Genomic DNA, 13,040 nt, shown 5'->3' on the forward strand with positions numbered 1-13,040 from the left:
CAACTTGAACCCTTGGCTGATTGGGGAATGACATTTACGATACTGTTGTTGTTTTGATTACGGGATAGCCGACATAGATAATGATTTCAGCTTCTCAGTAAGAATGGAAAACTTGAAAGTCAAGAAGAAGAATTCAGAACTCAGGAATCAGGATGCAGAATAGAAAAATTCAAGATTTCTGAACTTTGGATTCTTCATTCATGTTTTAGATTATGAGCAAGTCGATTACTCACATTATCTCCTAATTTTTGAACTATTCTGTCCCCTGAATTCTATTTTGAGTGCTGAGTCATGTTAGCGGTAGCGCGGCGTTTAGCCGGTGCTGAGTCAGGACTTTTAACTTTTGACTTCCGCGTAGCGGAGCTAGACGTATTTTCTAAAGGCGAGGGTGACATTATGTCCACCAAATCCAAAGGAATTGGATAAGGCTACATCGACTTTGAGAGCGCGGCTAGAGTTGGGTACGTAATCTAAATCACACTCTGGATCAAGGTTTTTGATATTGATTGTAGGTGGAATGTGATCGTTAGCAGTAGCTAAGACTGTGGCTACAGCTTCAATACCTCCAGAACCACCTAACAGGTGTCCTGTCATTGATTTAGTGGAACTGACGGCGATTTTGTAGGCATGATCGCCCAAGGCTCTTTTAATCGCTGCCGTTTCCGTGGAATCGTTAGCCGGGGTGCTAGTACCGTGGGCATTAATATAGCTGACTTGATCTGGGGTAATACCTGCGTCTTTTAGTGCCAACTGGATGGCTCTGGCTGCGCCTTCACCGCCAGGGACAGGGGAGGTTATATGGTACGCATCACAGGTCATGCCATAACCAACGATTTCGGCATAAATGCGTGCGCCACGACTGAGGGCGTGTTGCAACTCTTCCAGAATCAAGATTCCCGCACCTTCACCCATGACAAATCCATCGCGATCGCGATCGAAGGGACGGCACGCATGAGTGGGGTCATCGTTGCGAGTAGAAAGGGCGCGTGCAGCCGCAAAACCAGCTACAGACAAGGGAGTTATCGCCGCTTCACACCCACCACAAATCATGGCTTGAGCATAACCACCTTGAATCATGCGAAAAGCGTCCCCAATGGCGTTAGAACCTGCGGCGCAAGCAGTCACAGTACAGTTATTAGGGCCTTTAGCACCAGTATGAATTGCTGTCAGTCCCGCCGCCATATTAGCGATCATCATGGGAATCATGAATGGACTACAGCGATCTGGGCCACGGTTAAGGTAGATGGTTTGCTGGTCTTCCATGACCTTAATACCGCCTACACCAGAACCGATAATAACTCCTACCTGTTCGGCGTTGAGTTCATTAATAACTAACTTGGCATCTGCAACTGCTTGTTTGGCTGCTGCGACTCCAAATTGGGAAAATCGATCCATGCGCTTGGCTTCTTTGCGATCCATGTATTCATGCGGATCGAAATTTTTCACCTCTCCAGCAATGCGACAATCATGGCTAGACGCATCAAAAAAAGTGATGTAGTCAATGCCATTGCGTGCGCTTAACAATCCTTCCCAATATTCAGCAGGTGTGTTACCAATAGGTGTAATCGCGCCAACACCAGTTACAACAACGCGTTTACGATTATAATCTGTCATGACTCAGTAAAAGATGGCGAGAAAGTTGCAAGTAAAGTTCTGAGTAGTGAGTGCTGAGTGCTGAGTGCTGAGTGCTGAGTGCTGAGTAGGAAATTTCACTCAGCAGTAGTGTTCCGAGTTCCGAGTTAGAAATCTTACTCATAACTCATAACTCATAACTCATAACTCATAACTCATAACTCAACACTTTCTTAAGCGGATGCGGCAACTTTGCTGTTGATGTAATCCACTGCTTCTTGAACGGTTGTAATTTTTTCGGCGGCTTCATCGGGAATTTCGATATCAAATTCTTCTTCCAAAGCCATTACTAATTCCACTGTATCTAGAGAATCTGCCCCTAAATCGTTAGCAAAATTTGCTGTTTCGGTAACTTTTTCCTCGTCAACACTAAGTTGTTCAACAATGATTTTCTTGACTTGTGCAAAAATTTCTGCCTGGCTCATATATAAAATTCCTTAACCAACTGCTATTTTTTGCTCTTGATGTTATGGGAGACATGGTTTTGAGCATATACATCTTATCGGAAAGCGCGATCGCCCGTATACGTCCTTGTCCAAAATAGGAAGAGAGTGGTGAGTGCTGAGTTGTGAGTTGTGAGTTGTGAGTGAGATTCACCACTCAGCAAGCTGCTCATGTTCCACTACCCTAACTAAACTTGGAACTCATAACACTTTTTAATACTGCTTGTTATCAATTCTTACTAAATTTTTAGTGAATGTTCAAAAAATATACATTTCCTTCTCAGTATCCCTGGTGAGAGGTGAGAAAACAGTTATCATCGGGGCAGTTGCCCTAAACCACACTTACTTTTATGCTATCTCAAACACTAAAATATGCTTACTTCCCTGGTTGTGTAGCTCAAGGTGCTTGCGGGGAATTATACCAGTCAACTCAAGCCTTAACTCAAGCATTAGGTATTGAACTGATTGAACTCAAGAAAGCTGCTTGCTGCGGTTCAGGTACATTTAAGGAAGATTCTCAACTTCTAGAAGATACAGTCAATGCCAGAAATATCGCCCTCGCAGAAGCATTAAATTTACCCCTACTGACTCATTGCAGTACCTGTCAGGGTGTGATTGGTCATGTTAACGAACGCTTGCAAGATTTTCAAACCAGTAACCCTGATTATGTGAAGCAAGTTAATGGCTTGTTAAACAAAGAAGGCTGTCTACCTTATCGCGGTAAAACAGAAGTTAAACATATCCTCTATGCGCTAGTCAGAGATTATGGCTTAGAGGAAATTAGCAACCGTGTCACCCGTAAGTTATCTGGGCTAAAGTGTGCAGCTTTTTATGGCTGTTATCTCCTTCGCGCCCAAAAGCCCATACCCGACGAAGACCCTTACAATCCAGAAGCAATGGAAAATGTCTTTCGAGCGGTGGGTGCAACACCAATTTATTATCGTGGTCGGACTCAATGTTGTGGCTGGCCTCTTTCTAGCTATGCTACTACCCAATCCTTCCAGATGGCTGGGATGCACATTCAAGATGCCTTAACTGCTGGTGCTGATTGTTTAGTTACCCCTTGTCCTCTGTGTCATCTAAATTTAGATTCTCGTCAACCAGAGGTAGAAAAAGTAATTGGGCAAAAATTAGGTTTGCCCGTGTTACATTTACCCCAGTTAATTGCTTTGGCATTAGGGGTTAGCCCCAAAGAATTGGGTTTAGAACGGCATATTGTTTCTACAAAACCCGTTTTAGAAAAGTTGGGATTTTGAAGAAATTGGGTGCTGGTGATTAGGGATTGGACAGAAAAAGTCAAAAGTCAACATGACAAAGAAACAGACTTTTCAAACATCCTCTAAGAGTTCTTTAATGCAAGAATTTTTAATTGATTTCTCCCTTGAACTGACGTTGGAGTTGTCTAAAAAATTGATACATCTCTGGCAAGCGGCTGTAAATACCAGCAACTTTGAGATATGTTCTATGGGGAACAGCAGGAGTCCCCGAAACAACATCTCCTGCTGCAACATTGTGCAGAATACCGCTTTGAGCCGAAGCAATTGAGCCATCACCCATTATCGCTTGATTGGCAATTCCGACTTGTCCGGCTAAAATCACACGATTGCCTAATTTGACTGCTCCAGCCATACCAGTTTGGGCAGCGATCGCGCAACCTTTACCAATTTGACAACCATGAGCAATCTGCACTAGGTTATCGATTTTGGTATCGTATCCTATCCTGGTTTCTCCCACGGCTGGGCGGTCAACGGTCGTATTACAACCTATTTCTACTCGATCTTCTAAGACTACATAGCCGGATTGTTCCATTTTGAACCAACCAGTCCGGGTAGGGACAAAGCCAAAACCCTCTGCACCGATAACAGCACCGCTATGAATGACGCAATCTGCACCGATTTGGCTACGTTCTTCGATGGTACAGTTAGCGTGTAAGGTGGTGCGATCGCCTATCTTCACATCGGGATAAATGACGACGTTGGGATGAATAATCACACTGTCACCGATTTCTGCTCTTTCCTGAATCACCGCATGGGGGCCAATGTAGACATCTTCACCAATTTTGGCTGTGGGATGAATAACGGCTGTAGGATGAATGGCTGGGCTGGGAGTGTATGGTTGATAAAATATAGCGATCGCTTTGGCAAATAACAATTTTGGTTCTCTTGTAGCTACCCAAGCTATCCCTCGTTCTTGTGCTTGTGCTTGTATTATTGGATCTTGCGGCACAATTAAAGCACTAGCATTTGTCTCATTGATACATGATGCAAACTTTCCACTCTCTACGAAGCTAATAGTACCAGTCGTTGCTTCATAAATGGCTGCTACCCCTATAATTTCTGGGTCATTGTTTTGATTGATGTTCAGGCTATGGTCGATGGCACTGTCACCAAACTGATGTATAATTTCGCTGAATTTCATATTCGCGTATTTATTTAGTAGTTTTCTCAGTAAAAGCAAGATTATACTATTTCATATCACGTCAGCTTGATTGCTGATCTGACTTTTCACGTCATGTAGAAAAGTCCACGGAAAATCTAACTTCCAAACCAGGATTTCAAAGTCTCTCTCCTGCGAGGAGAGAGGTTTAGAGAGAGGTTTTCCAGATTCCGTGAAAAGTTAGGATTGCTGATGAAGCCCCAAGAAGCCTACCCCATGAACATGGTGGAGTTTAATGACTGTTGGAAGCATAGCTAATTAATCTTCAATGCTTTACTTACCAGATGAAACTAATTTTTTTAATCTTCTAAAATACCTTTTCATAATTCTCATTTTATTAATTAACATAGGATTGCCTGATGGAACTTTTGGCATTAAATCTTCTCGCAATACATATACACCATCGTTACTGTCATAGTTTAATTTGGCTGCGGGTTTAATCTTTGTTTGCCATTCATCTCCAGATAGTTGCAGATTAGCCACATTCGCATCTTGACTATGGGTCTGAGTTACTACCATTAATTGAGATTCATGCTTAAAATTCTGACTACCTCTAGCTCTTGCTAACAAACGGACACTGATCCGTTTTTGTATCTGTTGAGGTGAACGATGTTGATAGTGTTTTAATCTAATCCTAAATGGATATATTGCCCCAAAATAAGGCCACCCCTGATCTTTATCCCAAACTAAATCCTGGTCATATCTGAAGAAACGCGCCTCTGACCAATTATTCAGATAGTAATGACACTTTTGTTCAACTGGTATTTCATCATCATAAATTGACGGTTGCTGACTATAAATTTCTAAATCCTTATCAGTAAAGAAGTATTGAAAACTAGCAGCCCAAACTGCTTGATATTGCCCTGGTATTTCCCCTAAGAAACTACGCGGATTGTCAATATAAATTTCATCAGCATCTAACCGACACCACCAGTCACCTGTTGAACTATTGGCTCGATAATGATGAAAGAGATCAGCCCATAAACCGTGATGATATGTGCAGTTATCTTGCTTGTAAGGAATGATTTTTTGATGTTTTTGAGACAAGTTTAAAATCTTTTCCCATGTGCCATCTGTACTACCATTATCCAAAACATATATAAAATCAGACCAGATTATTGCTGATGTGAGTGTTTGCTCAATGATGTCAGCTTCGTCTTTAACTACACAAATACTATGAATTTTCATGACCTTACCTCTTAGAAAATCTCATGAGTGCAGAATTGCTGCGGCGTAAACTGTAAAAAATTTGGATAAATTGTTGATAGCCATTATCCCCTAACCAGTGCATTAATGCGATCGCTACACTGAGACGAATATATTCCTTAGTAAAGATTATCAAAAAATCATGCTTCAGAGCTTGCCGACGAAAAACATCTGCTTGTTTATTATCTCTATCTTTACTTTGTAAACATTTCCATGCTAATAACAAATAAAGATTACCATAGCTGCGCTTCCTCAGATGTAAAAACTCAACTGGAGCAGACTGAAAAGCTTTTTCAAAAATGGTGCGAAAATCGTGTATGAGTTGAGGATAATTTTTAGATTTATTATGAGAATGCTGACGGTAGCTAACTAGAGGTTCTTTAATCAAAGCACAAGGATAAACCGCAGCGATTCGCAACCACATATCCCAATCTGGTGCTGCATCAATACTTGCATCAAATACTCCTACTTGCTCAAAGCATTGGCTACGAATCATAGGCACACTACCACATTCAATCAAATTGCGGGCTGTAAATTTATCCCAGATATATCCTTCTGCATCTGGTTTGACTATTCTACCTGTAGGCTCACTTTTTTCATTTATATAAGCGACCCAATTGTAAACTAATCCTATTTCTGGATTTGATTCCAAAACCCTGATTTGCTTTTCTAATTTAGTCGGCTGCCAAAAATCATCAGCATCCATAAAAGCTATAAACTCACATTGGGAGTGTTTTATACCTGTGTTTCTTGCTCCTGATGAACCTTGATTTTGTTGACTAACTAATTTAACTCTTGAATCTTTTATTTGAGATACCCATTCAGCAGTTCCATCAGAACTACCATCATCAACAATGATTACTTCAAAATCATCAAAAGTTTGATTAAAAAGACATTTGATAGTTTCAGGAAGATAATTTATCGCATTGTAGGCAGGAATTATCACAGAAACTTTTGGCATATTTATAACTCTTATTTTGCTAATGACATAAAGGTGATCTATCCATTTGTTGAGAATTGCCTATTTCATCCCAATCCCAACCTGCTACTGCTAAAGAAAGCCACCAATAAAACAAAAGAGTAGTGTGCTTCCAGATATTGTCAGTCAACATTCCCAGCAGAATAGCGGTGAAAACAGCCAACAGGATAAAGCAAAAGTTCTGTTGTGAGCGATTATTTCTAGCCGCAGACATGAGATTTACAAGGCGATAAACTTGAGCTGCCAGAAAGATCAAAAATGTTGTGAATCCTACTATTCCTCCCTCAGCTAAGGCTCGGAGATAATCATTGTGAGCCTCGTTTTTTAACACAGTTAAGTAGGAAGCTGTATTTAAACCATAACCAAGTAACGGCGAGTTCTTCCAAGCCTCCCACATAAAATGCCATTGTGCTATTCTCCAGTTAAAACTATTTCCGTCTGTCCAAGATAGTAAAATTGCTCGCCATATCTCTATATCTGGATTTAAAAGTGGTGTATCTGCCAGTGAGCCAAGGCGTTCTCGTCCAAACTCTGTACTCACAAATAAAATTATTACCAATCCTAATAGTAAAAAGCCACCAATTAAATTGACGAGATTTAATTTAGGTACAATCATTACTAAAACAAACACAAACAGCATTGCTGTCATAGTTAGAGCTTTGGTACTAACAAAAAAGAAAGCAAGTAAGCCTAGCAAACATAACCAAGGCCAACGTTTTGGTGTGTTACCTATCTTCCAACAGGTTAGCGCGATAAATAGTAATAAGAATGTGGCAAATGTCGAAGGATGACCTAAAGTTCCTCTAATACGCGAAGCTGATTCTAACTCCCCAGTATTAACACTACCTTGAGCTAGGAAGGAAGGTAGTAATGAAGGGGGTAAGAACATCTGCATTGATGATACTATCAGGGGAATAACAAGACTCAAAAACAAGGCAGTAATTACTGTCTGAGGTTTCAACTTTCCCTTAAGTTGCATGACGAGCAAATAAACCATTAACCACGAAAATAAACGTGTCCACTCACGAACGCCTTCTAAGAGATATGTCCCATCTAAACCTAGTCCTCCTAATGGTAATAACACTACCCACATTCCTTGTAGTGCTACCCATCCAGCAAAAAACCACCAAAATCTATCTACTTTGATGGCTTGACTTGTTAATAAAGAAACAGCTACATATAATAACGCCAAGCCACTTAAACCAACCGCAAAAGCAGATGGAATTTGCTGTGCGGAAAATGTATCTAAAGCACTACGCAAAACTAATAAGCCGATCACTGCTTGCTCGAATTTACCAAAAAACCAGACAACAACAGCTACAGCAAATATAGGCAAGCCGATTAACAAGGGGCTAACACCGACTAGAAACCCTGTTACTATGCCAATGGCAATACCTGCTAACCCAACCAAAATTCCCACATGGGAATAACGACTTGAGCGTTTATTGGTCAACATTGTTATCTTCACCTCAAATCGTTCTGGGAATTTCTGCTACTACTCCCTAGCAAGTTCAAGCGTCTCAAAGGCCTAGATAGGAAGGATTGCTTCTCATCAATGGGATAGCGATAATATTTTTCTGTCTCAGTTTCCATCCCATTGATCACTACTCCCAGAATCGGTATCCGGTTTTGATTGAGTTCTGCTACTGCTCTTTGCAATGATTCTTTAAGTGTGACACTGGGGCGTGTAGTCATGATGACGCCATCACTATATTGACTGAGGGTGGAAGCATCAGCACAAACCCCCAGAGGAGGTGTGTCGATAATAACTAGATCATAGTGTAACGCGGCTTCGGCTACTAGGGACTTCATTGCTTTTGACTCCAGCAACTGCGAAGGTCTACCATGTAGTTCACCACAAGTTAAAACAAAAAGGTTCTCAATATCTGTTGACTGTGCAGCACTTAGTAGTGTTCTATTCCCATTGAGGACATCGGTAATTCCTGGCTTGGGAGGTAAGTTAAACAGTGTATGCTGTACAGGTCTACGCAAATCGGCATCAATTATGAGTGTGCGGCGAGATAGCATGGCTGCAACAGCACCTAAGTGCGACACCACAACTGATTTACCTTCTCCAGAGATGGTACTGCTCACCACGACAATCTGCAATTTATCACTGCTACGAAATTCTAGATTTTTGAGGAGCATCCGGTAAGGCTCAACTAAGCCTACATCGTCTAAGAATTTTTCGGCTGGTTCGAGGGTGAGCTTGGTAGCAGGGAGACGTGGTAAAATTCCCAGTAGTGGTAACTTCAGTAGCTCCTCTGCGTCTGCAACATCGTAGAGTCTGTTATCCATTAACTCTAATAGCAGCACTATCCCGGTAGCTAGAATGCTACCAAAGAACATAGCGATAACTAACACAACCGATCGCTTGGGATAAGCGTAAGCAGTTGGGGCTTGGGCTATTTCGATGATTCTGAGATTACTTACCTTTTGCGCTTCCGCAATCCGTGCTTCTTCTAGCTTGCTTTGTAGCAATTTCAAAGACTCGGCCGCTTCCTCTCGTTGGCGGGTGAGCATGGTGAGTGGTTGTTGTCTGAGAGGCAATATTGTTAAACGAGCCTGGAGGTTAGTTCTCATAGACTGAACTGCTCGGAGCTTGTTTTCAACTGCTAGACGCTCAACTTCGTTATTGATTAGCTGGGTGGTGAGATTTTGACTGATTTGATCAGATGCAACGTCAGCAGAAGAAGCGGTTTGATTTTCCGGTGAGACGCGACCCACTTGCTCTGTATACAAAGTTTGAATCTGATCTCGCTGTCCTCGTAGGGATACAACTCTGGGGTGATTATCTGTAAACTGTAAACGAGCTTCTATGAGTTGAGTTTCTAATTGGGTTAATTTAGCTCTTAAGGCTTTGAGTTGTTCGTCTTGACCGCTACGTACTGATGTATAGGCGTTATTGATATTTTTAGTAGCAGTAAGTTTTCTCAGGGAATCATCCCGCGATCGCGCTTCTTGTACTTGAGCTAATAATATCCGTTCTTGGTCTTCTAGATTCGCTAAACTCTCTACTAAGCTCCGAGTTTGGTCGGTATCTGCAATCACACCACTTTGCTGTCTATATTTAGACTCCGCCACTTCTGCTTTTTGTAAGCGATTACGAGCTACTGGTACTTCTTTTTCTAAAAATTGTCTGACTTTAGTCGCTTCTGAGCTAATCGCTTGAATATTCTCCTCAACCATCGCTTGGGAAACAGCATTTAGCACTTCAGCCGCAAACTCAGGATTTTGGTTGTAATAGCGCACTTCCAGAATGTTAGTAGCTGGTACAATGCTGACTTTCAATGAGGAAGTGATATCTGTAGTTTTTAGATCAATTGGATTGGCACTATTTTTGTTTTGGGAAACCAGCTTCTCTATAGCCTTATCCAAAACAGCCTGTGATTTCACTAACTCGGCTTGATCTGCTAGGGGGTTGCTGCTCCGTCCCACAACTGAAGGTTGTGTCAAATCACGTCCTAATTCTGAAACGCTGACACCTTTAGCATCAACCATCAATCTTGCTGATGTTTCATAAAAACGCGGAGTTACAGCCAGGTAAGCAACTGATGCACCAATCACAGCCGCTAAGGTAGACAAAGCTGGCAAACCTCTACGTCGTAATACTGCCAATAAGGTTGAAATACCTTTTCCCATTACCAATACCTTGATTTCTTTCAGATCGGACTATCCAACTTGGATACAGTATTAAAAAATATTAACTACTCGGTATCATAACTGATGACAACGGCACTCAATATAAACTAATTACTTTTAAAGAGTCGGTTTTTAGATATGATTGGGCTTGCCTATTTCTTAGTTCCTACTTTAGCTAGATCCATATCGTTGTTTTCTGGCTGCAACCTACTCGAAATTTCCGAAGAGTTCAAAACTTGTGTATATAGTTGCAATATTTCCGATGTAATATGATCCCAACTGTAGTTGAGATTGACATGATTTTGTGCTTTCTTGGCTATTGGTGCTAGTTTTTCTGGGTAACGCAACGCCCAGTCTAAGACAGAAATACAAGAGTCTAAGTTGCCAGCTTTAAATAGTGTTCCTCGCTCTTCCCCTAGTAGTTGTTGATGAGGTGGAATATCACTACCTACAACCGGGATACCTTCTCGCATAGCTTCTAGCATCGATAAAGGTAATCCCTCTAAATCAGAAGGCAGAACAAACAAACCTGCGCCTCGGACAATTTCCCAAAGACGAGAACCTCTAAGTTCCCCTGCGAAGACTATATTTCTTTGACGGGCAATTTTTTCTAGTAGTTGGCTAGTAAATGTTTTCGTATCACTGACACCCCCAGCCAAAACTAGTTTCCATCCTCTTGGGTTGAGCGCACTAAAAGCTTCAACTAACAAATCAGGACGTTTTTCTGGTACGAGTCTGCCTAAAAACAGAATATAACGCCCTTTTTCCAGTCCTAGGTTAGTACCATAGTGAAAATTGGGATCTGAATAACCATAACTTGCTGGAGCTGTGGGAATATAAACCGTCTCTTTGCCATATGTTTGCAAAAAGTATGTTTGCAGTGATTTTGACACCACCATCATGCCGTGGCTAAAGCGGACAGATGCCTTTTCTCCTAGTTGAATCAGCCTCGTAGACAAACTTCCCCACTTAGCTCGTTGCCAGTCTAAACCGTGACAGGTAACTACGATTTTTGACGAGTTAGCAATCCTAGGTATGCAGGTAAATAAAGCTGGGCCGAGGGCATGAAAATGGATAATATCATATTTCTGCCCAGTGGCGGCGATCGCTCCCATCGCTGAAGTAACTAGAGCATCCAAACCATAATAGTAGTCCAACCCTGGGAAAGAAATGACTCGCACTCCTCGAAAATCATAATTTTCCCAGCCAAAATTCTCTGTGTAAGATGAGCGAGCAAATAAATCTACAGTGTGTCCCTGTGACACCATCCGAGGATAAATTTCTGCACAATAATGTTCAATACCACCCTGTTTTGGTGGTATACCTTTTGCACCAATTACTGCAATTTTCATAATTAATTAGCCCTGAAGAACGAGATGATTAATAGCGAACACACACACAAAGAAAATAGGGAATTGGGCTTTCTAGTCTGAGGGAATCTGGCTTTTATTAGCGGCTAGCTGTGACTAAATATTTTGTTTCCCAACTTTGCCACATTTTTTTATACACTTCATTGATTACGGTACTGGCTGCATAAGGTTGAGCTGTGCGTACACAGGCAGAAACTGGATAACGTTCTGGATTCATCACTACTTGACGTAGAGCATTAGCAATGCAGTCTGGAGTCCGTTCTTCGCAAACAATACCACTATCAGACGAGAGTAATTTTGGAGTTTCACCCGCTTGCGTAGTTACTATGGGTATACCGCAAGCCAGAGCCTCAAGTACCACAAAAGGCAAACCCTCAAAAGCACTACTCAGCACCAACGCATGGCACACACGATGTAAATCAGCTAGTTCCTTTTGTTTGACTGCTCCTAGCATTGTCACCCGTCCTGCCAATCCTAGCCGGGCAATCTCAGCACGGATTGGCTCGGCTAACTCACCATTACCTGCCATTAATAGATGAATGTTGGAGTTGTTTAAAGCCGCTATGGAACGGATGAGGAGGATGGGATCTTTTTGGGGATGTAAACGACCTGCAAACATAATAAAGCGGGTGTTGTCATCTAATCCCCAGCGCATAGCCAGTTCGCGTCTCCCCTGTTCTCGTTTATCTGGTGGTAAGGGGTAAAAAATTTCTTCGTCAAAGGTATTCTTAAGAAAAGCTACCCGCTCTCGTAAGTTGGGGTATCGCTGTTGATAAAGTTTCATGGACTCTGTGTTGCAAGAGTAGATTTGATGAAACTGATCCACCAACATCTTTTCTAAGGCGAAATAAGCTGAGGGAAACTTTCTCCAGAGAATTGCGTTTTTATCATCCTTTGCCGCAATCTGGGCTTGAATGTCATTTTGAATAAATAGAGTCTTTTCTCCCTGCCAATGACGCGTCACTATGGTTGGTTCTATCCTGTAAAAGTGCATAAAATCTGAAGCGTAATTACGCCCAACCAAAGCGGCTGTGTATTTAATAGTTGTCGGGATCAGACCTCTGAAATCGTCATTCTCTATTAAACATAGGGGTAAAAAACTAATTTCTCTGCCGGCGAATTCTTTTTGTTGCCACTTACCCAGAACTTGAGAGCGATCGCTTGCTGTCCCTACAAGTCGCACTTCAAACTCCCTAGGAGCATACTTGATAAATGTGTTGATTAGTGTCTGAATTCCTCCTATCGAAGTGTACCAGGGATTGAACTGGTAAAAAATCGTTAGAACTGGTTTACGCATTACTCACACCATAAGGGAACTTTGCTGCATACAAA

At 41.7% G+C, this 13,040-nt stretch carries 11 protein-coding genes; 1 reads left to right on the forward strand and 10 read right to left on the reverse strand.

Annotated features, from left to right (window positions below; all coding sequences use genetic code 11):
- Positions 1–363: 363 nt before the first annotated feature.
- From fabF to acpP, 3 genes are read right to left on the reverse strand one after another with little or no spacing between them, the layout of a single operon-like run.
- Positions 364–1,614, reverse strand: a complete 1,251-nt coding sequence (fabF, locus tag VB693_RS07160; RefSeq protein ID WP_323265654.1) for a beta-ketoacyl-ACP synthase II — start codon at positions 1,612–1,614, stop codon at positions 364–366.
- On the reverse strand, positions 1,601–1,756 hold the full coding sequence (locus VB693_RS07165; RefSeq protein WP_323265655.1) for a hypothetical protein: 156 nt from the start codon (positions 1,754–1,756) through the stop codon (positions 1,601–1,603). Before VB693_RS07165 ends, fabF begins: the two co-directional genes overlap by 14 nt.
- A 49-nt stretch (positions 1,757–1,805) precedes the next feature.
- Positions 1,806–2,057: an acyl carrier protein gene (acpP, locus tag VB693_RS07170; protein ID WP_190705620.1), complete on the reverse strand. Its 252-nt coding sequence runs from the start codon at positions 2,055–2,057 to the stop codon at positions 1,806–1,808.
- 368 nt (positions 2,058–2,425) lie between these two features.
- Between acpP and VB693_RS07175 the strand changes: the two genes are divergently transcribed.
- The gene (locus VB693_RS07175) at positions 2,426–3,331 is read left to right on the forward strand and encodes a CoB--CoM heterodisulfide reductase iron-sulfur subunit B family protein (RefSeq protein WP_190705624.1); all 906 of its coding nucleotides are present in this window, start codon (positions 2,426–2,428) and stop codon (positions 3,329–3,331) included.
- Between the two features lie 109 nt (positions 3,332–3,440).
- On the opposite strand, the gene lpxD is transcribed toward VB693_RS07175, so the two are convergent.
- The 7 genes from lpxD to VB693_RS07210 form a co-directional block, all read right to left on the reverse strand.
- A complete protein-coding gene (gene lpxD / locus VB693_RS07180) occupies positions 3,441–4,493 on the reverse strand; it encodes a UDP-3-O-(3-hydroxymyristoyl)glucosamine N-acyltransferase (RefSeq protein WP_323265656.1) in 1,053 nt (350 codons plus the stop codon).
- Between the two features lie 291 nt (positions 4,494–4,784).
- A complete protein-coding gene (locus VB693_RS07185; RefSeq protein ID WP_323265657.1) occupies positions 4,785–5,699 on the reverse strand; it encodes a glycosyltransferase family 2 protein in 915 nt (304 codons plus the stop codon).
- A gap of 4 nt (positions 5,700–5,703) precedes the next feature.
- The gene (locus VB693_RS07190) at positions 5,704–6,678 is read right to left on the reverse strand and encodes a glycosyltransferase family 2 protein (protein WP_323265658.1); all 975 of its coding nucleotides are present in this window, start codon (positions 6,676–6,678) and stop codon (positions 5,704–5,706) included.
- 19 nt (positions 6,679–6,697) lie between these two features.
- Positions 6,698–8,152 (reverse strand): O-antigen ligase family protein, encoded by a 1,455-nt coding sequence (locus tag VB693_RS07195; RefSeq protein WP_323265659.1) that lies wholly within the window; start codon positions 8,150–8,152, stop codon positions 6,698–6,700.
- A gap of 8 nt (positions 8,153–8,160) precedes the next feature.
- Positions 8,161–10,338, reverse strand: coding sequence for a polysaccharide biosynthesis tyrosine autokinase (locus VB693_RS07200; RefSeq protein ID WP_323265660.1), 2,178 nt, complete (start codon positions 10,336–10,338; stop codon positions 8,161–8,163).
- A 152-nt stretch (positions 10,339–10,490) separates the two neighbouring features.
- Complete coding sequence (locus VB693_RS07205) at positions 10,491–11,690, reverse strand: glycosyltransferase family 4 protein (RefSeq protein ID WP_323265661.1); 1,200 nt, start codon at positions 11,688–11,690, stop codon at positions 10,491–10,493.
- 97 nt (positions 11,691–11,787) lie between these two features.
- Positions 11,788–13,005 (reverse strand): glycosyltransferase, encoded by a 1,218-nt coding sequence (locus tag VB693_RS07210; protein ID WP_323265662.1) that lies wholly within the window; start codon positions 13,003–13,005, stop codon positions 11,788–11,790.
- Positions 13,006–13,040: the final 35 nt, after the last annotated feature.

This window comes from Anabaena sp. UHCC 0399 (assembly GCF_034931465.1).
Lineage (GTDB): Bacteria > Cyanobacteriota > Cyanobacteriia > Cyanobacteriales > Nostocaceae > Trichormus > Trichormus minutissimus.